The organism is Alteromonas sp. AWJ4_197 (assembly GCF_056160285.1).
The window spans coordinates 115386-141331 of sequence record NZ_JBSWWW010000005.1; the positions used below are offsets into that span (position 1 = coordinate 115386).

Annotated in this window: 27 protein-coding genes and 1 tRNA gene; 21 read left to right on the forward strand and 7 right to left on the reverse strand. The window is 48.7% G+C overall.

What is annotated here, in order from left to right; all coding sequences use genetic code 11:
* Positions 1–570: 570 nt before the first annotated feature.
* The 3 genes from smrA to ACXAGC_RS12180 all read right to left on the reverse strand — a co-directional run bounded on the left by smrA (position 571) and on the right by ACXAGC_RS12180 (position 2533).
* Positions 571–1158, reverse strand: a complete 588-nt coding sequence (gene smrA, locus ACXAGC_RS12170) for a DNA endonuclease SmrA (RefSeq protein WP_474844618.1) — start codon at positions 1156–1158, stop codon at positions 571–573.
* A 39-nt stretch (positions 1159–1197) separates the two neighbouring features.
* A tRNA-Arg gene (locus ACXAGC_RS12175) sits at positions 1198–1272 on the reverse strand.
* Between the two features lie 85 nt (positions 1273–1357).
* The gene (locus ACXAGC_RS12180; protein ID WP_474844619.1) at positions 1358–2533 is read right to left on the reverse strand and encodes a flagellar assembly protein T N-terminal domain-containing protein; all 1176 of its coding nucleotides are present in this window, start codon (positions 2531–2533) and stop codon (positions 1358–1360) included.
* Positions 2534–2767: 234 nt separating this feature from the next.
* Here ACXAGC_RS12180 and ACXAGC_RS12185 point away from each other — a divergent pair, with 234 nt between their 5' ends.
* Positions 2768–3244, forward strand: a complete 477-nt coding sequence (locus tag ACXAGC_RS12185) for an LPP20 family lipoprotein (protein ID WP_119500508.1) — start codon at positions 2768–2770, stop codon at positions 3242–3244.
* A gap of 78 nt (positions 3245–3322) precedes the next feature.
* On the opposite strand, the gene flgN is transcribed toward ACXAGC_RS12185, so the two are convergent.
* The 3 genes from flgN to flgA all read right to left on the reverse strand — a co-directional run bounded on the left by flgN (position 3323) and on the right by flgA (position 4928).
* Positions 3323–3754: a flagellar protein FlgN gene (gene flgN / locus ACXAGC_RS12190; protein WP_119500509.1), complete on the reverse strand. Its 432-nt coding sequence runs from the start codon at positions 3752–3754 to the stop codon at positions 3323–3325.
* A 10-nt stretch (positions 3755–3764) separates the two neighbouring features.
* Positions 3765–4100 carry a flagellar biosynthesis anti-sigma factor FlgM gene (gene flgM / locus ACXAGC_RS12195; protein WP_119500510.1) on the reverse strand — a complete coding sequence of 112 codons (336 nt, stop codon included), beginning with the start codon at positions 4098–4100 and terminating at the stop codon, positions 3765–3767.
* Positions 4101–4193: 93 nt separating this feature from the next.
* Positions 4194–4928 carry a flagellar basal body P-ring formation chaperone FlgA gene (gene flgA / locus ACXAGC_RS12200; protein ID WP_474844620.1) on the reverse strand — a complete coding sequence of 245 codons (735 nt, stop codon included), beginning with the start codon at positions 4926–4928 and terminating at the stop codon, positions 4194–4196.
* A gap of 165 nt (positions 4929–5093) precedes the next feature.
* On the opposite strand from flgA, the gene ACXAGC_RS12205 reads away from it, so the two are divergent.
* From ACXAGC_RS12205 to flgL, 13 genes are all read left to right on the forward strand, one after another.
* Positions 5094–6014, forward strand: a complete 921-nt coding sequence (locus ACXAGC_RS12205; protein WP_474844621.1) for a chemotaxis protein CheV — start codon at positions 5094–5096, stop codon at positions 6012–6014.
* A 19-nt stretch (positions 6015–6033) separates the two neighbouring features.
* The gene (locus ACXAGC_RS12210) at positions 6034–6867 is read left to right on the forward strand and encodes a CheR family methyltransferase (protein WP_474844622.1); all 834 of its coding nucleotides are present in this window, start codon (positions 6034–6036) and stop codon (positions 6865–6867) included.
* 142 nt (positions 6868–7009) lie between these two features.
* Positions 7010–7417, forward strand: coding sequence for a flagellar basal body rod protein FlgB (gene flgB, locus ACXAGC_RS12215; protein ID WP_119500514.1), 408 nt, complete (start codon positions 7010–7012; stop codon positions 7415–7417).
* The gene (gene flgC, locus ACXAGC_RS12220) at positions 7417–7839 is read left to right on the forward strand and encodes a flagellar basal body rod protein FlgC (protein WP_119500515.1); all 423 of its coding nucleotides are present in this window, start codon (positions 7417–7419) and stop codon (positions 7837–7839) included. The genes flgB and flgC overlap by 1 nt, the downstream gene beginning before the upstream one ends.
* A gap of 24 nt (positions 7840–7863) precedes the next feature.
* Positions 7864–8553: a flagellar hook assembly protein FlgD gene (locus tag ACXAGC_RS12225; RefSeq protein WP_119500516.1), complete on the forward strand. Its 690-nt coding sequence runs from the start codon at positions 7864–7866 to the stop codon at positions 8551–8553.
* A gap of 14 nt (positions 8554–8567) precedes the next feature.
* Positions 8568–9953 (forward strand): flagellar hook protein FlgE, encoded by a 1386-nt coding sequence (gene flgE, locus ACXAGC_RS12230; protein ID WP_474844623.1) that lies wholly within the window; start codon positions 8568–8570, stop codon positions 9951–9953.
* 228 nt (positions 9954–10181) lie between these two features.
* Positions 10182–10925, forward strand: coding sequence for a flagellar basal-body rod protein FlgF (gene flgF / locus ACXAGC_RS12235; RefSeq protein ID WP_474844624.1), 744 nt, complete (start codon positions 10182–10184; stop codon positions 10923–10925).
* A gap of 47 nt (positions 10926–10972) precedes the next feature.
* Positions 10973–11761: a flagellar basal-body rod protein FlgG gene (gene flgG / locus ACXAGC_RS12240; RefSeq protein WP_119500519.1), complete on the forward strand. Its 789-nt coding sequence runs from the start codon at positions 10973–10975 to the stop codon at positions 11759–11761.
* A gap of 11 nt (positions 11762–11772) precedes the next feature.
* Positions 11773–12453, forward strand: coding sequence for a flagellar basal body L-ring protein FlgH (gene flgH, locus ACXAGC_RS12245; protein WP_474844625.1), 681 nt, complete (start codon positions 11773–11775; stop codon positions 12451–12453).
* Positions 12454–12462: 9 nt separating this feature from the next.
* Complete coding sequence (locus tag ACXAGC_RS12250) at positions 12463–13575, forward strand: flagellar basal body P-ring protein FlgI (protein ID WP_474844626.1); 1113 nt, start codon at positions 12463–12465, stop codon at positions 13573–13575.
* Positions 13575–14528 (forward strand): flagellar assembly peptidoglycan hydrolase FlgJ, encoded by a 954-nt coding sequence (gene flgJ / locus ACXAGC_RS12255; RefSeq protein WP_474844627.1) that lies wholly within the window; start codon positions 13575–13577, stop codon positions 14526–14528. The genes ACXAGC_RS12250 and flgJ overlap by 1 nt, the downstream gene beginning before the upstream one ends.
* A gap of 49 nt (positions 14529–14577) precedes the next feature.
* Entirely contained in the window at positions 14578–16695 is a 2118-nt protein-coding gene (flgK, locus tag ACXAGC_RS12260; protein WP_474844628.1) for a flagellar hook-associated protein FlgK, read from the forward strand.
* A gap of 8 nt (positions 16696–16703) precedes the next feature.
* The gene (gene flgL, locus ACXAGC_RS12265; RefSeq protein ID WP_474844629.1) at positions 16704–17930 is read left to right on the forward strand and encodes a flagellar hook-associated protein FlgL; all 1227 of its coding nucleotides are present in this window, start codon (positions 16704–16706) and stop codon (positions 17928–17930) included.
* Here the strand turns inward: flgL and ACXAGC_RS12270 are convergent.
* Positions 17898–18881, reverse strand: coding sequence for a hypothetical protein (locus ACXAGC_RS12270; RefSeq protein ID WP_474844630.1), 984 nt, complete (start codon positions 18879–18881; stop codon positions 17898–17900). The two genes, flgL and ACXAGC_RS12270, sit on opposite strands and share 33 nt — an antisense overlap.
* A gap of 226 nt (positions 18882–19107) precedes the next feature.
* On the opposite strand from ACXAGC_RS12270, the gene ACXAGC_RS12275 reads away from it, so the two are divergent.
* The 7 genes from ACXAGC_RS12275 (at position 19108) to ACXAGC_RS12305 (ending at position 25888) form a co-directional block, all read left to right on the forward strand.
* Entirely contained in the window at positions 19108–19947 is an 840-nt protein-coding gene (locus ACXAGC_RS12275) for a flagellin N-terminal helical domain-containing protein (protein ID WP_474844631.1), read from the forward strand.
* Between the two features lie 754 nt (positions 19948–20701).
* Positions 20702–21535 carry a flagellin N-terminal helical domain-containing protein gene (locus ACXAGC_RS12280; protein WP_474844632.1) on the forward strand — a complete coding sequence of 278 codons (834 nt, stop codon included), beginning with the start codon at positions 20702–20704 and terminating at the stop codon, positions 21533–21535.
* Positions 21536–22328: 793 nt separating this feature from the next.
* Positions 22329–23153, forward strand: a complete 825-nt coding sequence (locus ACXAGC_RS12285) for a flagellin N-terminal helical domain-containing protein (RefSeq protein WP_349585016.1) — start codon at positions 22329–22331, stop codon at positions 23151–23153.
* Positions 23154–23235: 82 nt separating this feature from the next.
* The gene (locus ACXAGC_RS12290; RefSeq protein ID WP_474844633.1) at positions 23236–23679 is read left to right on the forward strand and encodes a flagellar protein FlaG; all 444 of its coding nucleotides are present in this window, start codon (positions 23236–23238) and stop codon (positions 23677–23679) included.
* Positions 23680–23692: 13 nt separating this feature from the next.
* Entirely contained in the window at positions 23693–25135 is a 1443-nt protein-coding gene (gene fliD, locus ACXAGC_RS12295) for a flagellar filament capping protein FliD (RefSeq protein ID WP_474844634.1), read from the forward strand.
* Positions 25136–25151: 16 nt separating this feature from the next.
* On the forward strand, positions 25152–25580 hold the full coding sequence (fliS, locus tag ACXAGC_RS12300; RefSeq protein ID WP_119500530.1) for a flagellar export chaperone FliS: 429 nt from the start codon (positions 25152–25154) through the stop codon (positions 25578–25580).
* A complete protein-coding gene (locus tag ACXAGC_RS12305) occupies positions 25577–25888 on the forward strand; it encodes a hypothetical protein (protein ID WP_474844635.1) in 312 nt (103 codons plus the stop codon). Before fliS ends, ACXAGC_RS12305 begins: the two co-directional genes overlap by 4 nt.
* The last annotated feature ends 58 nt before the right edge of the window (positions 25889–25946 follow it).

Consider the following 25946-nt stretch of genomic DNA (forward strand, 5'->3'; position numbering starts at 1 on the left):
CATTTTCCGGAACAATTTTAACCGGACGTGGTCTGCATATACTGAGCGCCAAAAATAAGTTGTTTCAGTGTCAAATTTTTGAACCGATCTCTTGTGATCTGTAAAACACTGTTTTACATTAGGCGTGTCAGGAAGACTTATAAAAGGTAGCAACGGAAGCGGGTTGTTTGGTTAGGATCGTTAGGGATCCGCAGTTAACGTTAGATAATAAGAGACGAATATGTATCGTTCTGGTAAGGGGTTCGGTTTAACCGGTGTCGCTGTCGCAGTCTTGTTTATGATTCTGACCGCTGTATTCAGTTCTTCCGCAAGTTCCGCAGAATTAAAAGTGAGCGAAAAGCGCTCGCAATCAATCTGATTGCTGTTTAGTCGCAGGGTCAGTTAACAGTGCTCTCTTCGCATTGCGGAGTGGGTTAGTACTGTCTTCAAAAACTTCTGGTGTAGTCAATTTCGTAAACTCAAGAATGATTTTCGGTGCAAACGCAACACCTGAAACACATCTCAAAACCGCCACATATATCATTTAACGGCCGGTCTTTAAACATAGATCATTATCGCAATTTTTCCACTTTATCTTTTTCTATTTTTTTCGCGGTTTATTAACTTTTGTTGCGGATGTTTTTTCAGCAATACATAAGTTGCGCCGAAACCGCCATGACCGGGTTGTGCGGTATGCCACGCGATGACGAAATCCAGTTCGGCGAGCCAGTGGTTTACGTAGCTTTTTTTCATTGCCGGAAGCGGTTTACTGTTTTCGCCTTTGCCATGCTGAACAAGCAGAGCGCGTGTGCCCCGTTCATGGGCGTTTTTGAGTTGCTTGTAAAGTAAGTCTCTGGATTCAGCGAGGGTCAGGTTTTTAAGGGATATACGCTGTTCAAGTTCATACTTACCCAGCCGTAAGTTCTTAAACACGCCGTCCTGAATGCCGGGTTGTTGAAAAGCAATGAAATCGTCGGGTTTGACGGGTTTCACGTTTTCCATACTGAGGGGATTGAATATGTCCGGATTATCTTTGGCCAGTGCGGCTCTTTTGGCCTTTTTCGCAAGGCTGTCCTGTGCGTCGTGATTGAATACTTTGTCGTCTGTAGTTATCCGTTGTACATCGCCCATCTCTTCCATGAAAGAACGTAAATCATCATCGTCGAACTGGTGGTGCATGGCTGACCTCGAACACAAAGAATATGTCGCTTAACGCTATGGCGTCCCTAGCTGGAATCGAACCAACATCTAAGCCTTAGGAGGGCCTTGTTTTATCCATTAAACTATAGGGACATCCGGTCCGGAACTGCCGGAGAACCGCTATTATAGCTATCCTGAATGGAAGTTGAACCCGCAATTCTCTGATTTACCGTGTTTTCTATCGTCTGGCTACAAAATCATTGGGCTGGATATTGGCAAGAATTCCCCCGTCAACCGCTTCAACCGTAGCGCTGTCAACGGATGCGCTGGTTACCCGCACTTTCACGGGATAAAGGTTATATTGCAAAAATGTCATACCCTGCGGATCGCGCACCTGGCTGGTTTTATAGACGGTGAGTTCGTCACCGGGTTGAATACCATGACTCCGGCCAATGGATACCTGCAAGACATCGCCTCTGACGGCCAGTACCCGGCCGGTAGCAGGCTGACAGGTGAGCATATCATCAATATCTTCAACCACGCCGGTAAACAACCGGTTGACGGCTTTGCCGTATTCACTTTGCCAGAACCGATAGCTGCTGACATCAATCTGTGAGAACTGATCGAATTCCCACACGGCTTCGGTAGCATAATTTTTCTGCATGAGTACGGCACCGTTCATACCGTCTACCAGAGATACATCGAGGGAAAACTGACGCAATGCATCATCACTCTTCCAGAATGCCAGTGAAGAGTGAGCGGGACGCAGCATACTCAAATCTGTAATGGTTGCTGCCAGAATGTATTGTGAGCGGCTCTGACGGGCCAGGTCAGGTGCCTGAGCCAGCACATTAGCGCGGTTCCATCTGACAGTGTAGGGCACTATCTGAGCCAGAGAAGTTAATTCAGAGCGGGCTTTAAATAATTGCTGGAGGTGTCTGGGTGCCTGTTCGGATAAATCGTGGATTTGTCCGTCCTGTGCCTGCGCCCTGTGTTCGATAGGAAACCAGGTGGTGACCAGGGTTTTTTGAAAGTCAGCAACACTGCAAGTAGCGGTTTGCGGAAAAATATCTGCCCGTATGGTTACTGTTACATAATCGCTGTGCCATTTCTCATCAATAAGCTCAAGGTTGTTCACTTCTCCGCTGGCACTAATTTGAAGCCTGTCTTCCTGCAACAGTCCGTTGGTCAGCATCTGAACACTTTGCACAGAAGCGCCGGCAAAAATCATTGCCTGTCTGATCGCCTCTTCGGTGGCCTTTGCTTTGGCGGCAATTTTATCTCCGCCCTGGATGAGTGCCTGTCCTCTGGCTTCATACCAGGCGGCAGAAGTTTGCCACGACAGTAATAAAAATAGCCCTGTAAGAAACAGTTTAATCCCCGCTGGCCGGAGCAAATTGTCAATTCGAGTCATCTTTATCACCGCAATCATATTTAAAATGAAGCGGAACCGCTGGCAAAGCAGCGTTTCCGGCTTTATGTGCAAAGACAAGAGCAAAAAACGTTCCTGAAATTGCGTCTGAAAAATGGCGCAGAACATCAGGGCACGGTTATTGCTGGAAACGGGTAACAGAAACAATCTGCTGTGGATGCAGAACAATGGTGTTCAGCGACATTCAGCAAACTGATTAAGAACTACAGGTGGGTTATGCAATCTATTATCCTGCGATCAGCAAGAGCGACAGGCGTCAGTCTGGTATTACTGCTGGGTGGTTGCTCAGGGCTTATTGATAAGCATGTTGAGTGGGAAGTGGTGGAGCCGGAAAGTTACCCCGTGCTGACAGCGATAGGATATGCACCGGTTGCGCAGCAAATGGGTCAGACGGAAAATGACCGCTCCCTGATGGCAATGAAAGCATCAAAGCTGGATGCCTACCGCGAACTGGCTGAGCAGGTATACGGTCAGCGACTGAATGGTTCTCAGTCGGTGGCGAACATGGTGATGCAGGATTCACAATTAAAAGCATCTGTTGAAGGCGTGATCCGCGGCGCGAGGGTGATAAAAAGTTATCCGGTGGGCGAGGATACTTACGCTACTGAGTTAGAGCTGGACATGCGTAAGGTGTACGATATTTACCTGACAACCGCTAAGCCTAAAAGGATTAGAGACGTTACTTATTACTGAGCCGGTTTACTGGCTCCGGTCTTCTGCAAAAAGCAAAAAAGCCCGTTTTCACGGGCTTTTTGGTACTTGTCACTGTTATCAGGCGCTCACGCCTCTGCCTAGTCCGGAGCCTTTCGGCTTTCCGCTTTTATCGTAGGTCAGAGATTCTTTGGCGCGGACTTCCAGCATTAAATTACGCAGGTGGGTCAACCTGAGCTGACCCTGTTCAACGGCTTTTTGATTAACTGATGTACGGTACTGACACTCTTCGAGAAGCTTTTTGGCCTGGGCAATCAAGGCGGTAACATCGTCTGGCGCTGTTTTTTCCGCTGTAAGTGCAGTGTATTGCTTACTGATAGCAATATCACTTTGCTGAATGGTATCGAGGGTTTGCTCTTTATCCTTGAGCAGATTCATCAATGCCTCAGCATCCCGGGAGCTGATCAGGTGCAATTCCTGTTCAAGCAAAGTCGCCAGATGCGTTAAGTTTGCGATCTGTTGCTCCAGTGCCTGTACCAGTGACTGCGACATAAATTACTCTCTACGATTTAATGCCAAAAACCTGCGCTTCTAACCGTGCGATTTTCTGCGCCAGGGAATCCGGGTCGATTTTATACTCACCACTTTGAATGGCTTTCTTCAGTTTGTCGACCTTTTCCTGATTGACCGGCGCCTCAGTGCCTTTCTTCTGTACCTGACTTAACTGCTGGGCAGACTGAGTCAGTGAGACAGAGTCCTGGCGCGGAGCCGTTGTCTGTGTATTTTTCGCCGCAGCTTCCTGTTGCTGCGCCGTTTGTGTCTGTGCCTGCTGATTATTCAGCTTTGCATTGTCAATGGGCGCCTTAGGGGTTCCATTGTTAACATTGTTGATTGCCATAAATTTTTTCCACTACCAATAACACCTCATACACGTTATCGGCCTGAACTGGCGCATCTTTAACCTTTTTTCAGTGTTTTTTACTGTTTGAGGCTATAAATTCACAACCACTGTTTGCGTGCTGGCAACTTCAGCGATAAGCGTCTTTTTCGACGATGCGTTAACTACCTGAATACTATCGCCTATTACCCCGTCCTGTCTAGCGATGCCGGCCGTTTTCACCTGCATTCCCGCGGCCTGAGCACGGATGGTGATGCGATCACCTTTACAGACAAAGCATAGCATATTTGCCTGTACAGGCTGGCCGTCACGGACCCGTCTTTTCATTCTCGCGCCGATAAGCTCCTTTTGCGACATATAACTGGTGTGCCGTAACTGGTTAATGTCTACTTCAGCCAGCTTCAGGTTTGCTGATGTCAGCACTGTGCCAGGACTGATAAGACCGGAGGTCACCACCACCGTGCGGGTCCGCACAACCCGTGCGTTGGTAAACAGATACCAGTCATTGTTGCCGCAACTCACTCTTACTGAAATATAGGACTGGGTGAGGGCGCTGCTGTCTGCGTGATACTGAAAAGGCGTATGGCAGGCTGGGATCTGAATGCGGTCATCAACTGGCACAATACTTACCTGAATATTATCGTCGCCGTGAGCGTCCCCAATAGCGCTTAACAGATAAGCCTGAGCTTCCTGCTTAATTTTTTCCCGCATCTGCGCTGAAGATTGGGCAAATGCCGGAATACTGGCTATGTTTAGCATCATCAGCAACATAACCATCAGCGGCCTGCTTAAAGATTTCTGCAATAATTTCGATAACTTTTTCTGCATGATGACTTTTTTCGTGTTCAGTTCATTGTATTTTGACTATGATTAAAAGCAGAACCTTTAGATTCGTAATGGTTAAAGTGTCACTTTTTTGGCGATTCTGTTTTTAAACATTAAGTGATATGGTGAAACGCAATGTTCGTGCCCAATTTAAATTAGAGGTGATGTATGTCAGGCATTCTTGATTCCGTTAACCAGCGCACGCAGTTAGTGGGGCAGAATAGGCTGGAGCTACTGTTGTTCAGACTCAACGGCCGTCAGCGCTTTGGTATTAACGTGTTCAAAGTGCGGGAGGTACTGCAGTGCCCGCCATTGACAGCAATGCCTAAATTGAATTCACTGGTACGGGGAATTGCGCATATCCGCGGGCAAACCATTTCTGTCATCGACCTGAGCATGGCAACAGGCGGCAGACGGATTGAAAACCTCGAAACAGCGTTTATCGTTATTGCAGAGTACAACCGCTCAGTACAGGGCTTTCTGGTTGGCGCGGTTGAACGCATTATCAATACGAACTGGGATGCCATTATGCCACCGCCGCAGGGGACGGGTCGCGCCAGTTATCTTACTGCCGTTACGGAAGTGGATAAAGAGCTGGTGGAAATTCTGGACGTAGAAAAAATTCTTAACGAAATTTCTCCCCTCAAAGCCGAGGTTAGTAAAGATGTTATCGCCGGGCTGGATACCACTGCTCAGGAAGATAAGATTATATTCATTGCCGATGATTCTTCTGTTGCCCGCAGTCAGGTGAAAAAAGCGCTGACGGCACTGGGACTGAAAATGGAGCTGGCTAAGAATGGCCTGGAAGCATTGAACCGTCTCAAAGAGATTGCTGCTGAAACCGGCGACGTTACAGATAAAGTGGGCGTACTGGTTTCCGATATAGAAATGCCGGAAATGGACGGATACACACTGACGGCTGAAATTAAAAACACCCCCGAATTGCAGAAATTAAAAGTGGTTCTTCACACGTCATTAAGCGGGGTATTCAATCAGGCGATGGTGCAAAAAGTCGGTGCCGATGATTTCATTGCAAAATTCCATCCTGATGAACTTGCTACTGCTGTAGGTAAATGGTTGTCTAATTGATTGACGAGGCCAGGGAAGCTTGAAAAATAAAGAAGTGTCTGCCGACAGTTACCGTCAATTCGGAACTTTTCTGCAGCAACAGTGTGGCATTTCATTAGGCGACAACAAGCAATATCTTGTCCGTAGCCGCTTGTCGTCTTTGATGTACGAATACGACTACGACAGCCTGGACGGACTGATTGCAGCTGTGGTACGGGGTGGAAACCGTAATTTGTTGCAATCCGTTCTGGATGCCATGACCACCAATGAAACTCTCTGGTTTCGTGATAATTATCCCTACGAGTTACTTATTAATAATATCTTGCCGCAGTACGCCAGTGAAAATCGCCGGTTGCGGGTCTGGAGTGCCGCCTGTTCCTCCGGGCAGGAGCCGTACTCCATCGCTATGTCAGTACTGGAATTTCAGCGGCAAAAACCCGGCGCTCTGAGAGCCGGCGTGGAAATTACCGGCACAGATTTGTCGTCTGCCATGCTGGAGAAGTGCAACAAAGGTGTGTATGACGAACTTTCTCTGGCCCGCGGGTTATCGGCAGAACGCCGTCAACGCTATTTCTCTCCCAACAGTGAGGGGATGGTTCAGGTCAATGAGGAAGTACGCAGAATGGTTTCTTTTAAAAGCCTGAATCTGCTGCACAGTTATACGGCCCTGGGTCGCTTCGACATCGTATTTTGCCGTAATGTACTGATCTATTTTCCGGCAGATGTGAAACAAAAGATACTGCAACAAATTGCCGCCCAGATGCAGCCCGGGGGGATTTTGTTCCTCGGCGCTTCCGAATCTATCGGTGAAGCCGGATCTCATTTTACCATGGTGAAGTGCCATCCCGGCCTTTACTATCAAAGAAATAAATAATCTCCTGACGCCCCGCCCGGGGCGTCAAAAAATACTTGGCACTTCATTTGCAAAGTTTTCAACAATAAGAAAACGACGATTCATACTCTGAGTCTCTTTTTAATTCGATGTTGTTGAAATCTTTGCCTGTGGAGTGTTTTACATGGCCATCAACCTAGACAATCTGACCGGTTTCCATAAAAAAGCGCTGGATATCAGAGAGCAGAAGATGGAAGTGATTGCCGGTAATCTGGCAAACGCAAACACCCCCGGCTACAAAGCCCGCGATATAGACTTTAAGCAAGCCATGGAAAGCGCCCGCAGTGAACAGCGCCAGGGTTCTTTGCAACGCACTCATGAAAATCACATTGGTGGCGGTCTCAATATCAACAGCTTCGACATCGATTATCGAATCCCAAATCAGCCCGACACCGGGGACGGCAACACCGTTGAAGTGCAGGCTGAAAGAAATGCCTTTCTGGATAACGGAATGAGATACCAGGCAACCCTGCAATTTCTCGAAGGAAAACTGAAAGGTATGAAGAAGGCCTTAAGTGGAGGGCAAAGTTAATGAGCCTGTTTAATGTCATGTCCATTTCCGGTACCGGTATGGAAGCAGAAAGTGTCCGTCTGAACACCACCGCCAGTAACATTGCTAACGCTAACAGCGTCAGCAGCAGTTACGAAGAAACCTATAAGGCACGCTACCCGGTTTTCGCCGCAGAACTTGCCAGAGCATCAGATGAACAGAGTAAAGGCGTGGGTGTTGAGGTTAAAGGCGTAGTGGAAAGCGATGCACCTCTGCAAATTGAGTATGCACCGAACAATCCCATGGCTGATGAAAACGGTTATATCTACAAGCCCAACGTCAACATTGTCGAAGAGATGGCAAATATGATGTCCGCTTCGAAAGGCTACGAAACAAACGTTCAGGTTGCTGATACAACCAAACGTATTTTCCGTCAGGTACTGCAGCTTGGTCGCGGTCAGTAACCGCGCTGAGCAGAGGGTATTTTCGTGAGTACTATTTCAAATACGACAGGCTTAAATTCAGAGCTCTACTGGCAGGAAGAAGGTGTAGCCGTTGCCGATGGCAGCGAACAGCGCCTGACTCAGGAAGACTTTTTCTCATTGCTTACAGAGCAGCTGGCGAATCAGGATCCGACCAAACCGGTGGACAATGATCAGATGGTTGCCCAGATGACATCTTTCACGATGGCAGACGGGATCTCCCAGTTAAATGAAAAGTTCGAATCCTTTGCCGCGTCTATGACCTCCAACCAGGCATTGCAGGCTTCCAGTCTGATTGGTCAGCAGGTGCTGGTAGAAGGTAATGTAGGCTATATGGCAGAAGAAGGTGCCGGCTTCAGTGGCGTACTGGTTAACGATCAGACCGTGCAGGATCTGAAGATCACCATCGAAAATCAATATGGTGAAATTGTTAAGACCATTGACGCAGGAACGCAGGCGGCAGGAAATATCCAGTTTAACTGGGACGGAACAGACACAAACGGCAATCCTATGCCGGCCGGAGAATATGTGGTTAATGCTAACGGCACCGTCGACAATGAAGGGACAACCGTTCCTACTGCTATTAACCGGCAGGTAGGCAGTGTCAGCATGACTGGCAGCAGTCAGGGCATTATTTTGAATTTGGCGGGTGATGTGAGTATCAATCTTAGCGACGTCATCCAGATAGGCAGTTAACAGGAGAAAGAGTTATGTCTTTTAATATTGCACTTAGTGGCGTTGCAGCCGCGCAGAAAGATCTCGACGTAACCGCCAATAACATCGCGAACGTCAACACGGTGGGCTTTAAAGAGTCCCGCGCAGAATTTGGTGATGTCTATGCATCGTCATTGCTGGCAGGCGGTAAAACAAAAGTCGGTGACGGTGTTTTGACACAAGATGTGGCACAGCAGTTTTCTCAGGGTAGTTTACAGTTTACTAATACTTCTCTGGATCTTGCGATCACAGGTAACGGCTTCTTTGCCACGGTGCCTGAAATCACATCACGGGACTTCTCATTTACCCGTGCCGGACAGTTCAAGCTGGATGAAGATAACTTCGTGGTTAACAGTAACGGTGACAACTTATTAGGGTTTCCCGTAAATACAGATGGCACAAGTTCATCTGTAGCATTAAGTACTACTATCCCCGTACGCATTCCTGACTCATCCGGTTCGCCGCAACAAACAAGCGAAGTGGATATCCGGATGAACCTGCCGGCAGGGGATCAGGCACTAGACCCTACATTATTTAATCCGGACGATCCGCTGACTTATAACGCGGCCACATCAGTCACCGTTTACGATTCACTGGGTGACAGCCATGTAATGACTTACTATTTCATCAAAGACCCGGCGGCTACAACCACTAATGACTGGTATGTTGCTACTGCCATTGATGACAATCTCGTCGATCTGGTGAACTCTGACGGGACTAACTCAGACCCGGCAACGGCGACTAACGTGGTGGGTACTGCAAGTGGTTCAGCAGTCACCGTGGCGAAAATGTCTTTCAGTCAGGGCGGTGATTTTGTGGGCATTGAATCGCCGGATGGTGTGGCTCAGACTAACCTGAAGATTCAAACAGAAGCCTTAGGTGGAACTATTTTGTCAAACGGTTCTGATCCGTCACAACAAATTGCAATAGACTTTAACCTTGATCCGACGGGAGCAACCACCAACGAACCGACGCAGTTTGCGTCAGCGTTTGAGGTTACTTCACTGGAACAGGATGGTTTACCGGTTGGCCGTTTAACGGGTATTGATATTGGTGCCGACGGTCTGGTTCGGGCAACCTTTTCGAACGGTACTTCTGAGCCTATTGTAAGGGTTGCGCTGGTGCGCTTTTCAAATGAGCAGGGCCTGACCCAGCAAAGCAGCACCCAGTGGAAAGAATCAATCGCTTCCGGTGAGGCACTGGCAGGTGAAGCCACAACCGGTACCTACGGTGAAATTAACTCATCAGCTCTGGAGCAGGCGAACGTTAATCTGACTACCGAACTGATTGACCTGATTATCGCTCAGCGTAATTTCCAGGCAAACTCACGGGCGCTGGAGGTCAATAACCAGCTGAACCAGACAATTCTGAATATCCGTTAATACGTCAGTGGTATGACATTCAGGCAGGCCGGTTTTCCGGCCTGTTTTATTTCCGCAGCGGGGCGTTCACTCACATTCTGCACGCTGAAATTTACCCTCCGCCCGTGTTGTCAGGCCAGGAAACTTTGTCAGCAGACCGTCAAACTTTCCCATCTTTACGTCAATTTACTTTTGGCATTTGAATTGCAGTTGTCACTGTAAGGTTCATTAAAACGTCAAAAGTCAGTCATGGATAAATTACTCTATATTGCTGCAAGCGGTGCCAAGCAAGACCTGCTGGCTACCGGAGTGCGCGCCAATAATCTGGCTAATGCGCAAACCACAGGTTTCCGTGCACAGCTTGAACAGGCCAGAGCTATGCCGGCATACGGCGAAGGGTTGCCGACCCGCGTATTTTCCATGACTGAAAGCCCGTCTAATAACTATGAGTCCGGTGCAATGGTGCAGACCAACCGCGACCTGGATGTTGCTATTCAGGGAGACGGCTGGTTTTCCGTTCAGGGCGCCGACGGACAGGAAGCTTACAGCCGTGACGGCAGCTTTCAGCTTGGTGCTGACGGTATGCTCACAGACATGCATGGCAACATTGTGATGGGTGACAACGGGCCAATCTATCTGCCTGTGCCTCTGGATAATCTGAATATTGCAATGGACGGCACCATTTCCACCCGTCCTGTTGGCGCACCGGAAAATGTGTCGGAAGAGGTGGGCCGGTTAAAGTTGGTTAACCCTGATTTGAATAACCTTGAAAAAGGGTATGACGGTCTGTTCAGAACCAAAGACGGCGCGGCAGTCGATGCCGACGCAAATGTCATGGTCAGAACAGGCATGCTGGAAAGTTCCAATGTGAATGCGGTTGATGAGATGGTCAATATGATCAGCCTGCAGCGCCATTATGAGATGCAGGTCAAGCTGATGAAACAGGCTGACGAGCTATCTACACGTGGTAATCAATTGCTTCGCATAATTTAATTTTTAACTAACGACCACATGCTGTTGCCGGTGGTCAGGAGGTCGATATGCATCCTGCGTTATGGATTAGTAAAACTGGGCTAGACGCCGCACAAACCGACGTTGCCGTGGTATCCAATAACCTGGCAAACGCCTCAACCGTAGGCTTCAAGAAAGATCGCGCGATCTTTGAAGATCTGCTGTATCAGAATATCAACCAGCCGGGCGGACGTTCGTCGGCCGATACTGAGTTGCCTTCAGGCCTGATGCTGGGCTCCGGTTCAAAAGTGGTCGCTACGCAAAAAGCTCATACTCAGGGCAATATGCTGACTACCGAAAATGCACTGGATATGTCTATTCAGGGCCGCGGATATTTTGAAATTCTGCAGCCTGACGGCACTATTGCTTATACCCGTAATGGTCAGTTTACATTAAACGATCAGGGCCAGATTGTGACCTCAGGTGCCGGTTTCCTGTTACAGCCGGAAATTGCAGTACCTGAAGATGCCCAGCAAATTACTATTTCTCAGGATGGTGAGATTTCTGCCTCCGTACGTGGTCAGGCTGAACCTCAGGTGCTGGGCCAGCTGAACGTGTCTGATTTTGTAAACCCCACCGGCTTACAACCTACCGGACAAAACCTGTTTGTGGAAACCGCATCCAGTGGAGCGCCGATTCAGGGCGTGCCGGGTTTGCAGGGGTTGGGTACGATTTCTCAGGGCACGCTGGAAACCTCCAACGTAAACGTCACGGAAGAACTGGTAAACCTGATTGAAAGTCAGCGTTTATATGAGATGAACTCAAAAGTAATTTCTTCTGTTGACCAGATGCTTGGTCAGGTGATTCAGCAGCTTTAACAGGTGATGTCATGCGAATTTTTGGCTTTATCGCAATCAGTGTAATGCTGGCGGGATGTAACAGTACCCCGCAGCCACCGGTCCAGGCGAATGATCCTGCGTTTGCTCCGGTGATCCCCGATATTCCCCGGGAACAGATCACTGAGGACGGGGCGCTGTTCCGCCCGTACATGGCAAACAGTTTGTATTCTGATGTGACCGCACGCCGGGTGGGCGACATCATTACCGTTACGCTGAGTGAAAATACCGCGGCGTCCAAAACGGCTGATACCACAACAGCGAAAAGCACCGGCGTGGATGTGCAACCAATAACCGGCCTGGGTGGCGATACCATTAATCTTGGAAGCCAGTCCATTCAGTTCGGACTGAATTCGTCGAATGATTTTACCGGTAATGCTCAGGCGAACCAGAGCAACAGCCTGTCAGGTGCTATCTCGGTTACCGTGGTTGATGTGATGCCAAACCAGAATCTGGTGATCCGGGGAGAAAAATGGCTGACGCTGAATCAGGGGGATGAATATATCCGTCTGACCGGCATTATCCGTCCTGCGGACATCAGTCCTGAGAACGAAATTGTGTCGACAAAGATTGCCAATGCCCGCATTCAGTACAGTGGTACAGGCAGCTTTGCACGGGCACAGGAAAAGGGCTGGCTTACCCGCTTTTTCTCTTCCGACGTGTGGCCTTTCTAGGAGCAACTTATGACAATTTTAAGATTTCTCCTTGTAACTGCTGTGATATTTACAGCGCCTCTTGCTGATGCACAACGTATTAAAGACGTGGCCAGTATTCAGGGTGTGCGAAGCAACCAGCTGGTGGGTTACGGACTGGTTGTGGGTTTGCCTGGGACCGGTGAACAAAGTCCGTTTACTGAACAGAGCTTCCGCACCATGCTCAGCAACTTCGGTATCAGTCTGGACCCGAATACCAAGCCAAAAATTAAGAACGTGGCAGCAGTTGCCGTACATGCTGAACTGCCGCCATTCATCAAGCCCGGTCAGTCTATCGATGTGACTGTGTCGTCTGTTGGCGAAGCAAGCAGCCTGCAAGGCGGCACATTGTTGCAAACCTTCTTAAAAGGGGTTGACGGAAAAGTGTACGCCGTTGCTCAGGGCAGCCTGGTAGTAAGTGGTTTCGGTGCCCAGGGCGGAGACGGATCACGCATAGTGGTGAATACACCTACTGTTGGCCGCATCCCGAACGGTGCGTTTGTTGAGCAGACTGTTCCTTCCGGTTTTGCCAACGGCGACACCTTAACACTGAATCTGCACTATCCGGATTTTTCTACTGCAAAGCGGCTTGCCGATACCATTAATGAACGTCTTGGTGCGCAACCGGATCAGGGCTATACCATTGCCACACCTATTGATGCTGCATCTGTCCGTGTTACCGCCCCCCGTGATGTGGGTCAGCGGGTAGGTTTTCTGGCGACGGTGGAGAATTTTGATTTCGAACCTGCTGACGCTCCGGCGCGGGTGGTTATTAACAGCCGTACCGGCACCATTGTTATCGGCCAGGATGTAGTACTGCTGCCTGCAGCTATCACCCACGGCGGATTAACGGTGACGATTGCCGAGAACCAACAGGTGTCTCAGCCGAATGCCCTTGCAGACGGTAACACCGTAGTGACGACCCAGTCTATTGTGGATGTGGATCTGGCAGACAGCCGTATGTTCAAGTTTGAGCCCGGCGTAACACTTGACCAGCTCGTACGTGCCGTGAACGAAGTGGGTGCCGCCCCGGGCGATTTGATGGCAATCCTTGAAGCCCTGCGTCAGGCCGGTGCGCTTCGTGGTGAACTGGTGATTATCTGATGAATCTGCAAAACACTTCCCAAAGCCAGTTAGAAATGGCCCGTAATGCCAGTGATATCAGCGGGCTTAATAACCTGCGTGAAGCCATGGCAAGTGGTAACGGTGAAGTGTTGCAGGAAGCGGCACAGCAATTTGAAGCGATTTTTGTGCAAATGATGCTGAAGTCTATGCGCAAGGCCCAGGATGCCCTTGCTGATGAGGACAGTCCGTTTAACTCTGAGCAGGTCAAGTTCTACCGCGATATGCACGATCAACAACTGGCCGTGGACTTATCCAGTAATGGCGGGCTTGGTCTGGCTGATTTAATTGTGAAGCAACTTGGTCAGCAGGACCCGGACTACCGTCCGGCAAGTACCCTGCGCTCCGACGGCAACCTGTCGTCAATCAATCGTGAAAGGGCAGAGGCAGTAAGCCGTGCTCAGGCAACAATGCTGGATTCCGCGTCTGCCGGTTCACAATCCGCCTACAAGGCCGCCATGTTCAGTGACCAGCAGGACTTTGTAGAAACCCTCTATCCGTACGCAGAAAAAGCCGCAGAAGCACTGGGTACGGATGCCAGAGCCATTATCGCCCAGGCTGCCGTTGAGACCGGCTGGGGCCAGTATGTTATTCACGATAAGCACGGCAACAGCACGCACAATTTGTTTGGTATCAAAGCCAACAACCAGTGGCAGGGTGAGCAGGCTGTAGTTGATACCCTGGAATTCAGTAATGGTGTACCCGAACGGCGCAAAGCAGCCTTTCGTCAGTATGATTCTCTGGAATCCGGACTGGCCGATTACGTTGATTTTATCCGTACTCAACCCCGTTATCAGCAGGCTGTGGCAAACGGTGCAGATGCATCGCAATACTTTAATGAATTACAACAGGCCGGTTACGCCACCGATCCGCAATACGCCAGTAAAGTGATGGCTGTTTACCGCAGTGATGCAGTACAGGGATATCAGCAATGAATACCGGACCTGCTCAACCTTATGATGTTCTGTTACGGAGTGTCACACCATGATCCGCACTGACCTTTTTAATATTGCTAACAGTGGGGTTACCGCCAGCAGCAAACTGCTGAATACAACGTCGAATAACATAGCTAACGTAAACACGGAAGGCTACGTCCGCGAGCGCACGGTATTTGAAAGTACAATTTTAGGTGGTGTGGGTAAAGGCTCAACGGAACGGGTTATCAGCATTTTTGCGCAAAACCAGTTACGCCGTGATATTACCTCTGTCGGTGAGCTGGAAACTTTCGTGGAGAAAACTAACTCGCTGGATAACCTGCTGGCCAGTGAAGCCAACTCCATTGCTGACGGTCTGAGTCAGTTTTTTGCTGCCATACAAACAGCGTCTGATGATCCGACTAACCTTGCTTCACGGGAAGCGGTGCTGGGTAAGGCTTCCGGATTGTTGTCCCGCATGAGCACGTTATCTGACTTCATGGAAGCGAAAGAAGAAGAGCTGAACCTGGAATTCACCAGCCAGATTGAACGGGCGAACAGTTTGATTGCCAGTATCGGTGAATTAAATACCGCCGTTCTGACAGCCAGAGGTGGCAGTGGCGAAGAACCCGGAGCATTGCTCAACGAACGTGACAAGGCGATCAGCGAACTGGCTGAACTGATGTCAGTGGAAGTGCGTGAAAACCAGTATGGCTCAGTGGTGGTGAATTTATCATCCGGAGAGTCGCTGGTACTGGAAGATGGCAGTTTTAATCTGTTCGAGCTGGGCAATGATGCTGATCTGACTTTCAAAGAGCTGCAACTCACTACCAATTTCGCTAATAAGCAGAATACTGCTATCAACGTGAATGAAAAAGATCTTGGCGGTTCGCTGGGGGGCTTATTCCGTTTTCGCGATGAAATTCTCGGACCGGCACAACGGGATATTGGTCAGATGGCGCTGGCGATGGCTGATGCAGTGAACCAGCAAAACCGTCTTGGTATGGATTTAGACTTGCAGCTTGGCGGTGATATTTTTTCCATGCCGGAGTTTACTGGTTTACCGTTCAGCGGAACACCGGATAACTTACCCGTACGGGCACAGGTAACCGCAGGGCAGGGTAATCAGCTTACCGACGCAGATTATAAAATTACCGTTGATGCGGTAAACGGCGCAGGCTTTCCCACTTCAGTGACGGTTGAGCTGTTAAATGGTGACGGTACGCCGAAGAAAGACGCTTCCGGCGCTGATGTGGTATTTGCCGGGATCTCAGTCGGAACCGGTTTCAACGAATTGCCGGGTGGCATTGAGGTCGAGTTTCAGGCTGCTACGGGCTACAGCGTTGATAATGAGTTTTTGATCCAGCCATCAAAATATGCGGCATCCGATCTCACGCTGGCAACGGACCGGCCGGAAGATCTCGCCTTTGCAGCTCCACTGCGGGCAGAAGCCAGCTTATCTAACCTTGGTGATGCCACGGTCAGTAAAGTGTCCATAAGTAATACTACAGTTGATGCTGCTTTAGGTGCTGAGGCGTCAGCCTTTGACGGCGCCGGCGGTATACACAGTGCGGCAGCCGCACCGGGTGGTACTGTCGGTGCACCGGCGCAAATCGTATTTACCTCTGCCAGTGATTTTCAGGTGCTGGACGATGCAGGTAACGTCATAACCAATGTATCCGGTGTGACCAGTTTCGACAATTTGTTGGCACAGGCGGAAGCGAATGGCTCAGGGCCGGCATGGCCGGCCGCGTTCAGTGCGCTGGATGATTATCCCGGTTACGATGTCAGCCTGAGCGGCATTCCTGTTGCGGGAGATTCTTTTAATCTGACCTATAATACTGACGGGATTGCTGACAATACTAACGCCGAAGAAATGGCGGCGTTACAGCGTGAAAGCCTGGTACAATTAAGCAGTGACAGTTCGAATAAACAGCGTACTTTTCATGATGCTTATTCGTCGCTGGTTGGACGGGTTGGTGAGAAATCTGCTACGGCACAAATTTCTCTGGATGCCGCCGAGGCGATGAAAGTGCAGTCGGAAAACTGGTTTGATTCCACATCCGGCGTGAGTTTGGACGAAGAAGCTGCGAACCTGGTTCGCTATCAGCAATCCTATGCTGCGGCAGCCCGCATTCTCACCACGGCTCAGGAGTTGTTCGATACGATTTTATCGGCAGCGAGGTAATGTAGCTTATGCGTATTTCAACTAATCAGATTTACGATCAAAATATCCGCGCCATCATGGATAACCAGAAAGGCCTGGCAGATACTCAGGAAGCGCTGGCGACGGGGAAAAAACTGAATCGTCCCAGTGACGATCCTGTGGGAGCTGCAAAGGTTATCCGTATCACCGAACAACTGGATAAGCTTACCCAGTATCAGCGTAATAACGACTTGCTGACCAATGCCCTGGAACAACAGGAAGCAGTACTGACCAATATTAATGATTCGTTGAACCGTGCCCGGACTCTGGTTGTGCAGGCGGGCTCCGGCATTATGACCGATGAAGATAAACGGGCAATCGGCGTGGAACTCGAGCAAATCCGTAATGAGGTGTTCGACTTGATGAACACGCAGGATGCTGCCGGTAATTATATTTTCGCCGGCTATCAGTCGCAGCAGCAGGCTTTTACCTTCAACCCCGCTGCCACCGGTAATGCTATTTTCTATACCGGCGATTCGGGCGCGACATCAGTGAAGCTTTCAGACAGTGTCACGGTGCAGCGCAGTACGTCCGGACAGGAAGTGTTTGAAAATGTGCTCAGTCGTTTTGATTTCACCGTAACCGGTTCTGCCGGCGCCACCGTGCAAACGGCGAAGGTGGGAGAGCAGGGCACGTTTGATCAGTTTTACGAAAAAAATTATGACCCGGTGACAGCGGCAAATAATAATTACCAACTGACAGTACTGGGTACCGGACAGGTGCAATTGACGAATACCGGTACCGGTGCCGTGGAAGGTACAGTAGATTTCACGTCCGGAGAGCCGTTTACCATTAAAGGGATGGCATTTACCCTTGACGGAACCACCGGAGATACGGTGAATTTCTCTCTGGATACGCCGGTGAAAAAAAACGTTGCGGAAACGCTGAATGATATCGCCAATCAGCTGATTAATGATTCGTTAAGCGGCGATGCGTTAACTGATGCCCTTGGCGACGCGCTGGTGGGTCTGGACAACGGCATGGAACGTATTAATCTCGAGCGTTCTTCGCTGGGAGGCCGGATGAACGTGGCGGAATCAATATATGAAACTAATCTGGATTTGGAAATCACCGCAAAAGATGCCCGTGCACAGATTGAAGAAACTGATTATGCAGAAGCGTCAGCTGAGTTTGCTAAACAGGAAGCTGCGCTGAGCGCAGCCCTGGCAACATTCCCGAAAGTTTCAAACCTTTCCCTGTTTAATTATATCTCTTAACTTATTCACGCCTGAAACCCGTGCGAAATACACGCGGGTTTCATCGTCGGTATGGCCTGAGTAATAGCTGACAAACAGTGTGTCATCCTGAATCACAAGGCCGGGATAGCTGTTATCTCCACCGGACGGTAAAGTGAGGCAGGGCACCAGTGAAGCCTTCGCCAAATCCAGCAACCAGATTTGTGTGACCAGTTCTTTGCCCGTCCACTGTCTTCCGGCTACCAGTGCATATCCCTCCGTCAACATTACCATGGCAGGTCCGCCAATATAGGTTTTTAAATCCCGCCAGTACCAGCGGTTAAACGGTGGCTTGCTTGTGCCTAACTGCGCGGTAAAACTGTCTGCATCGCGTCTGACCAGTGCGGTAATCACACCGTCACTGCTTATGTGCATGTCACTTTCATTAGGGTAGCCCAACTTATCTCTTGCCAGAGACATCGCCGGGATCGGATGACGCTGCATATTCTTGCCGGGATGACCGGTAAATAACGTCAGTTGCTGAGGGCCGCCATGGTAAGCAAGACCCAGCGCTTTGTTGTTTTGCCATGTAATCCGCCATAACCACCAGTGTTGTTCACCAAAGAAACGGGGAGAGGACCAGCTTTTTCCGGAGCCGGAAAACCAGCTCACCATCTGAAAACGGTTTCCCCGTGTCGCCTGAGTCACCGGACGGGCAAATGCAATTAACCATAATCGCCCGTTATCATCGCGGGAAAGTTTAGGATCCCGCAAATCGTAACCCGGTAATGACAATCTCTGCCTGTTTGTCACCTGTCCGTCACCGGTCATCGACGTCACTTCAATCCTGCCATCGTCACTGACATGGGTCAGTGCCTGGCGGTAACAGCAAAGAAATGTTTCACCATTTGCTATCAGCCCGGTAAAGGCGGAATGGGCATACGGGCTGGATATGCGGCAAAGACGATCAATTTTTAAAATTTTTTCGGGCATAGAAAATAGTTATAAAACCAAAGTGTTAACTGAGTATAGGCGGCAAATGTCTGCCGCTCTACGGCAATTTTTGTATTTTTTTATTAAAGGGAAATCCCCCCATGTCGATAACACTACTGAGAGAGCCAGTTCATCAATTACCCCTCAGGTTTTGGTGACTACTAATTTGTAATCGCCGGTTGTTCCGGCAGCCAGCCCTGCTGGACTGAGAGTGTAGGAGAGACTTATGTCTTTGTACGTTAATACAAATGCGTCTGCATTAAACGCACAGCGTCAATTATTTGATGTTGGTAATTCCCTGAGCACCTCTTTTGAGCGTCTGTCATCTGGTTTCCGGATTAACAGTGCAAAAGACGATGCCGCTGGTCTGCAAATCACAGACCGTATGACTACCCAAATTCAGGGCCTGAACCAGGCCGTCCGTAATGCCAATGACGCGATTTCTCTGTCACAGACAGCAGAAGGTGCGTTAGATGAGACTACAACTGCGCTTCAGCGTATCCGCCAGCTTGCGGTTCAGTCTCAGAACGGTATCAACAGTTCTGCTGACCGTCTGGCGCTGCAAAAAGAAGTGTCTGCACTGAAAACAGAGATCACCCGTATTTCTACGGACTCTCAGTTCAACGGTGTTGATATCTTAACCGGTGGTTTCTCAGCGCAGTTCCTGGTTGGTGCAAATGCCGGTCAGACTATCTCTGTAAACCTTTCTGCTGCCAATCTGGCGGGTATTGACGGCTTCAGTGCCGGTGGCCTGGGCATGAGCGATGCTACAGTTGCTACAGTTGCCGGCGCATCAAGCGTGCTGGACGCCGTAGACAGCGCAATCTCTGCGATTGGTGGTGTACGTGCCGACTTAGGTGCGTTGCAAAACCGTTTCCAGTCTACTATCCGTAACCTGAGCAGCATTTCAGAAAACGTATCGGCAGCACGTTCACGCATCCGTGATACTGACTTCGCTTCAGAAACCGCTGACCTGACCCGTAACCAGATTATCCAGCAGGCAAGTACTACAGTATTGTCACAGGCTAATCAGCGTCCTCAGGCAGCCTTACAGTTACTGGGTTAATCACCCGTATAGCTGAAAACGCATGGGAATGAAGCCGGGAGGTAGTGACTCGTAAGGCCCTTTGCGTGAGAATACGCTCATTCTCTCCTAACGAAGAGCGGTTGGCCGGACAATTTGTCCGGCCATTTTTTTCCTTAAAAATCAATCATCCTCAAAAAATCATATCTCTTTTCTCTGCTTTTTTTAAAAAAAGGCTAAAGGAAATTTCGTCCCCGTACGATACATAAAGCAAAGGGGCACGGAACAAAAATAATAATCATCCGGCTACCTTCAGAAAAACAATAAAGTGACACGAATAAAAACAATATTTGTCACCGCCGGGAAAGAATAAAAGCAATATATCCGGCAACAAAAATCGTTAGGAGATGACAGGTAAGCGGCAATATTTTGACAAGCCCGCTTACTCCGGCAAAACAACCGAACATTGCCGGCTATCATCAGACCAGACAATTTTCCTCAAAAAATAAGAAGAATAAAGGTCAGGGAAAGTTTGGTTTAATAGTGATAGTGAGTGCTTACTAGTTGATGGGGCCGACCGGCAGGAATGAAGCCAGGAGGTAGTGAGAGGTATGAGGTCTGGAACAACATACCTGCCTGTCAGCAGAGCGTGACGCTCAACTCCCGGGAGTGACCCGGAAGTGTCAGAGAATTATCACTGACATAGCTTATCTAGCATACGCTGTGCCAGATTTTAAAAAACCGTGTTGATAAAAAAGATAAATACAACACTTACTTAAATTGTTAGGAGAGACCCATGAGTCTGTATGTAAACACCAACGTGTCATCTTTGAATGCACAACGACAATTGTTTAACACTGGAAATTCACTGACAACTGCGTTCGAACGCTTGTCTTCCGGTTTCCGTATCAACAGTGCCCGCGACGATGCTGCAGGTCTGCAAATCTCTGACCGTATGACGTCACAAATCATGGGTCTTGATCAGGCAGTTCGTAACGCAAACGACGGTATTTCACTTGCTCAAACCGCTGAAGGTGCGATGCAGGAAATTACCAACGCACTACAGCGTATTCGTGTACTGGCTATTCAATCCCAGAACGGTATTAACAGTTCTGCGGACCGGCTGGCACTGCAAAAAGAAGTATCTGCGCTTAAGTTTGAAATTTCCCGTATCGCACAAACTACCCAGTTTGCCGGTGTGGATATTTTGACGGGCGGTTTTTCTTCAGCCTTCCTGGTAGGGGCGAACGCCGGGCAAACAATTGGTGTGAATATTTCTCGTGCCGGTGGTTATGGCTTCTCGGGACTGACCAATGGTAATAGCCAGCTTAACGTGCTTACTGAGTCTAACGCTTCGGTGACTTTGACAGCGGTGGATGCGGCTATCTCCAATATTGATGCTAAACGGGCAGATCTCGGTGCGATACAGAACCGTTTTCAGTCAACTATCCGCAACCTGAGCAACATCTCGGAAAACGTATCAGCGGCAAGATCCCGCATACGTGATACAGATTTTGCCACCGAAACGGCAGAGCTTACCCGCAATCAGATCCTGCAACAGGCAAGTACAACTATACTGTCACAGGCAAACCAGCGTCCGCAGGCAGCGTTATCTCTGCTCGGAGGTTAATAATAAATAGAGCGCTATACCCTGCGTAATTATAAAGGGTAAAAAATGGGGGTAGGAAATGAGAGGCCAGCCCATGAAAAACGGCCCCCGGGTGGGGGCCGTAGCAAGAAAACGCCGGCTAACAGGACTGAGAGGTAGAAGTGTTGGTTGAGAGGCCAGTTAATTCTACTAATTTTCCTGCCAGCCGACTGGAAACATTTTAAAAGTTTGCTCTATCTCCTAACGTGAGCAAATTGGCCGGAACATCTGTTCCGGCCTTTTTTATATGATGTACCGGAACACCGTAATTTGCTTCTCTGTTTAAGAGCGAAACTTTTCATCAAACGTCGATGATGAATACTCCGGCATTATTTTCATACCAGAAATCTTCATTCTAATCTAAGCATTTCCTGTGCCAACTAATTGTCAAATTGTTGGCGTTTGCATCAGTTATGTATTTTCTCAGATACATAAGTTGTGCCAGTTATACTTTTCTATTTTGCACATTTTTGCCCGTTCGCAAACTAAATATCTTTATCAACACTCCTCTAAAACTACTTTTTAGCTGTTTTTAATCATATAAAATCGATATGAATCAATAGCTTGAGATTATTTTAAATTTTTTTCGAAAAAAAGCTAAAGATCCTCAAGAAGTCGCCGATACCTATAGCTGAGGGGTAATTTAATTACTTTGATGCGATTCACCGAATGTGTTCGCTAAGAGGGGATTCAATGGGAGTAGTGACCCGGAGAATCTGAACAGGAAGGATTTGATTGTAGCATTGTATGCAACGGATCCCCAGGAGGTATTCAAATGTCTTTATACGTAAATACAAATGCTTCTGCTCTCAACGCACAGCGTCAGTTGTTCGATGTAGGCAATAAGCTAAGCACATCTTTTGAAAGACTGTCGTCAGGTTTCCGCATTAACAGTGCTGCTGATGACGCAGCAGGTCTGCAAATTTCCGATCGTCTGACTACGCAGGTTCAGGGCTTAAACCAGGCCGTACGTAACGCTAACGATGCTATCTCATTAACGCAGACTACTGAAGGTGCGTTAGCTGAGGTAACAACCAGTTTACAGCGTATCCGTCAGCTTGCTGTTCAGTCTCAAAACGGTATTAACAGCTCTTCTGACCGTGCGGCGCTGCAAAAAGAAGTGGCGGCACTGCAAACTGAGATTTCCCGTATTTCTACCGACACTCAGTTTGGTGGTGTTGACCTGCTGAAAGGCGGTTATTCTGCCGCGTTCCTGGTAGGTGCAAATGCTGGTCAGACTATCAGTGTTAACCTGTCACGCAGTGGCGGTTACGGTGCTTCCGGTCTGGGCGTTGGTACATTGTCAATTGCTACTGTAGATGGCGCAACATCCGCCTTAACGGCCATTGATAACGCCATTTCTACTATCGGTGCTGCACGGGCAGACCTGGGTGCATTGCAAAACCGCTTCCAGTCTACTATTCGTAACCTGAGCAGTATTTCTGAAAACCTGTCAACTGCACGTTCACGTATCCGTGATACTGACTTTGCGTCTGAAACTGCAGAACTGACCCGTAATCAGATCATCCAGCAGGCGTCTGTTTCTGTGCTGAGTCAGGCTAATCAGCGTCCACAAACAGCTCTGTCTCTGCTAGGATAATAGTAGAGAGCCGTACTTGAAAGGCTAGGGGGAAACAGGGAGTTCTGTTTCCCGTCCGGGCCGTTTGAGAATGGAGGTAAACGTGGAAATTGCAAATTTACAAGTTGGCCAAAATTTTGCTGCTTCAAACCTTACAGAAGTGCAGTCTCAACGTGTGCAAACACCTGCCCCTGCAAACCAGGATGCGTCAGCAACTGAGAAGCAACAGGAAGAGCGTAATTCTTCCCGAAATGCTCAAGGTGTGACCGATGCTGCCGATATAGTAAGCAGAGAGGGTCAGGCTCAGCAAGACATCGAAGTTGCTGCGCGTGAGGTAGAAGCATTCCTACAGGTTCAGAATCGAAACCTGGCATTTTCCGTTGACGAAAATACTAATCGTTCAGTGGTTACTGTTAAAGATTCTGAGTCTGGTGATGTCATCCGGCAGATCCCGTCCGATGAAGTGTTAAAGCTTGCGGAACGGATTAAAACCTTGCAGGAAGATGTTGGCAGCAGTGTAGGAGTGCTGGTAAACAACAAAGTTTAAATGAGGTAAGCAAATGACTATTCAATCGTTAGGTGTTGGTTCCGGACTTGCGCTTGACGATCTGGTCACGCAACTGCTTGAGGCCGAAAGGACGCCGAAAGAAGAGCGCCTGAATGAGCGTGAAGATCGTATTGAAGCTGAAATTTCTGGTCTCGGGCAGGTTAAATCCTTGTTGTCCGATTTTAAGGACGCAGTCGATAAACTGCGCAGCGATAACGACATCAATGGTCGTGAGCCTACTATTACCAATCCTGAAGAAGATGTAGAGATCCTCTCTGCAGATGCATCAAATTCTGCCCTGCGGGGCAGCTATGAAATTGCCGTAGAGCAGCTGGCAACGGGCAGCCGTATTGTCACTGATGACGGTAATTTCTCTTCTTCTTCCGATGCTGTACTGAGCTCCGGTTCAGGTTCCCTGACGTTTAATGTAGGGGCATCCGGCGATTCCTTTACTATCAACGTGTCTGCCGGTATGACTCTGGCGCAGCTGCGGGAAGCCATTAACAACAGTGAAGATAACTTTGGTGTGAATGCTAATATTATCGACACGGGCACATCGGCCGGCCCTAAGCTGGTTTTCACATCTGATGTGACCGGAGACGGTAATGATCTGGAAATTGTCAACGACACCGGTGCGGCAGAACTTAACCGCGTGGCAACAAGCAGCTCAACTTCTGCCGGTTTAATCTCTACGTCTAATATTACGTCTGCGACCAATGCACGGGCTACCATTGACGGTATCGTGGTAGAGAGCAGTACCAACGAATTTGAAAACACGATCCAGAACGTTTCTTTTGAAGCGGAGCGCGTGTCGCCAAAGTCCGCTGATGGCCTGAGCTTTCAGACATCAACATTAGAAATTGGTTACGACCGTGACGGCCTGGATAAAAAGATCCGTGATTTTGTCGACACCTATAACGGCATCATCAAAGAGTTGCAGAACCTTACCCGTTACGGTGAATCTGAACTGGAAGACGATGGTGATCTTGCCGGCGACTCGCTGATGCGGGGCATCATGACCGGACTGGGTTCGATTGTCGGCGGCAGTGTTTCATCCTCTGCGCTTGGAGGTTTATTCCAGTTGGGTGTAGAGCTTAATTCCGATGGTGAGCTGGAAATCGGTGACACAGATTTCGGTCTGGGTTCCGGTAATGAGCGCCTTGAAGATGCACTTGAAGATAATTTTGACGAAATAGCCAAATTATTTACTGATGAAAACGAAGGTATTGCCGTTAAACTCTATGAGTTCACTGATCAATACACTTCATACAGTGGATTAATCAGTTTAAGAGAGCGTGCAGCGAAGGATGACCGTGATCAGCTTTATGATGATCGTGAGCGTCTGGAATTAAGAATGGCAAACTACGAACAAATATTGCGGGATAAATATCTGGCCCTCGACCAGACCGTTTCGCAATTGAATTCGACAGGCTCTGCACTGCTGGCATCTCTGTGATAAGTGAGGAATTATAATGGCACTGACAGGCATAAACGCATACCGCAAGGGTAACCTGAAACAAGATATCGCAAATGCTGATCCCCATAAGTTGACGCTTATGTTGATGCAAGGCGCACTGGACCGGTTAGCGTTTGCAAAAGGCGCAATGGAGCGTAAAGAATTTGCCGCTAAATCTGAGTTTCTTTCCCGCGTGACGGCTATTCTGATGAATCTTCGTGACACACTGGATTTGGATGTGGGCGGAGAAGTTGCTGAAAACATGTACTCACTTTATGAGTATATGATTGAGAGAACCGGGGAAGCTCACGTACGGAATGACTTGCAGATCCTGGATGAAGTGATTAGCCTGTTAACTCCCATTCGTGATGCCTGGGTACAGATTCCTCAAGCCGCTAAAGAGGAAGCGTACGAAGCACAGCGTCAAAAACGACAGGCCGTGTGAATATACAATTAAATCATGAGTTTACTCCTCAGGCGCTGGCAGACATTAATGCTGAAATCCTGCAGTGCCTGACGGACGATGACGAAGAAGCCCGCTACAGCACTTTGCTGTCTTTGATGACCCGGCGTGATACGGTTATTCAATCCCACCTTGAAAATTCAGACCCTGAAACGGCAAGATCTTTTGCAGAACAGGAAGTTACCGTCAATAATATGTTAAAAGAAATGGCGCAGACTTTGCTAAAATCAGCTAAAGACGATGTCAGCCAATTTCTGAGAAGCCAGAAGGCGGTAAAAAAATACCGTTAAGTCTGGCTGTATGATGCGCTGAATCTTGACTTGCAGCCTTAGGGCTCACGCTTTGTGG

What these genes read in the sequence shown, in the direction of transcription:
- flgJ (WP_474844627.1), top strand. Translation starts at nt 13,575, where the DNA reads ATGAATCTGCAAAACACTTCCCAAAGCCAGTTAGAAATGGCCCGTAAT.
- ACXAGC_RS12250 (WP_474844626.1), top strand. Translation starts at nt 12,463, where the DNA reads ATGACAATTTTAAGATTTCTCCTTGTAACTGCTGTGATATTTACAGCG.
- ACXAGC_RS12185 (WP_119500508.1), top strand. Translation starts at nt 2,768, where the DNA reads ATGCAATCTATTATCCTGCGATCAGCAAGAGCGACAGGCGTCAGTCTG.
- flgC (WP_119500515.1), top strand. Translation starts at nt 7,417, where the DNA reads ATGAGCCTGTTTAATGTCATGTCCATTTCCGGTACCGGTATGGAAGCA.
- flgM (WP_119500510.1), bottom strand. Translation starts at nt 4,100, where the DNA reads ATGGCAATCAACAATGTTAACAATGGAACCCCTAAGGCGCCCATTGAC.
- ACXAGC_RS12285 (WP_349585016.1), top strand. Translation starts at nt 22,329, where the DNA reads ATGTCTTTATACGTAAATACAAATGCTTCTGCTCTCAACGCACAGCGT.
- fliD (WP_474844634.1), top strand. Translation starts at nt 23,693, where the DNA reads ATGACTATTCAATCGTTAGGTGTTGGTTCCGGACTTGCGCTTGACGAT.
- ACXAGC_RS12270 (WP_474844630.1), bottom strand. Translation starts at nt 18,881, where the DNA reads ATGCCCGAAAAAATTTTAAAAATTGATCGTCTTTGCCGCATATCCAGC.
- ACXAGC_RS12280 (WP_474844632.1), top strand. Translation starts at nt 20,702, where the DNA reads ATGAGTCTGTATGTAAACACCAACGTGTCATCTTTGAATGCACAACGA.
- flgK (WP_474844628.1), top strand. Translation starts at nt 14,578, where the DNA reads ATGATCCGCACTGACCTTTTTAATATTGCTAACAGTGGGGTTACCGCC.
- fliS (WP_119500530.1), top strand. Translation starts at nt 25,152, where the DNA reads ATGGCACTGACAGGCATAAACGCATACCGCAAGGGTAACCTGAAACAA.
- flgB (WP_119500514.1), top strand. Translation starts at nt 7,010, where the DNA reads ATGGCCATCAACCTAGACAATCTGACCGGTTTCCATAAAAAAGCGCTG.
- flgL (WP_474844629.1), top strand. Translation starts at nt 16,704, where the DNA reads ATGCGTATTTCAACTAATCAGATTTACGATCAAAATATCCGCGCCATC.
- flgN (WP_119500509.1), bottom strand. Translation starts at nt 3,754, where the DNA reads ATGTCGCAGTCACTGGTACAGGCACTGGAGCAACAGATCGCAAACTTA.
- ACXAGC_RS12180 (WP_474844619.1), bottom strand. Translation starts at nt 2,533, where the DNA reads ATGACTCGAATTGACAATTTGCTCCGGCCAGCGGGGATTAAACTGTTT.
- flgE (WP_474844623.1), top strand. Translation starts at nt 8,568, where the DNA reads ATGTCTTTTAATATTGCACTTAGTGGCGTTGCAGCCGCGCAGAAAGAT.
- flgH (WP_474844625.1), top strand. Translation starts at nt 11,773, where the DNA reads ATGCGAATTTTTGGCTTTATCGCAATCAGTGTAATGCTGGCGGGATGT.
- flgF (WP_474844624.1), top strand. Translation starts at nt 10,182, where the DNA reads ATGGATAAATTACTCTATATTGCTGCAAGCGGTGCCAAGCAAGACCTG.
- flgA (WP_474844620.1), bottom strand. Translation starts at nt 4,928, where the DNA reads ATGCAGAAAAAGTTATCGAAATTATTGCAGAAATCTTTAAGCAGGCCG.
- ACXAGC_RS12205 (WP_474844621.1), top strand. Translation starts at nt 5,094, where the DNA reads ATGTCAGGCATTCTTGATTCCGTTAACCAGCGCACGCAGTTAGTGGGG.
- flgG (WP_119500519.1), top strand. Translation starts at nt 10,973, where the DNA reads ATGCATCCTGCGTTATGGATTAGTAAAACTGGGCTAGACGCCGCACAA.
- smrA (WP_474844618.1), bottom strand. Translation starts at nt 1,158, where the DNA reads ATGCACCACCAGTTCGACGATGATGATTTACGTTCTTTCATGGAAGAG.
- ACXAGC_RS12275 (WP_474844631.1), top strand. Translation starts at nt 19,108, where the DNA reads ATGTCTTTGTACGTTAATACAAATGCGTCTGCATTAAACGCACAGCGT.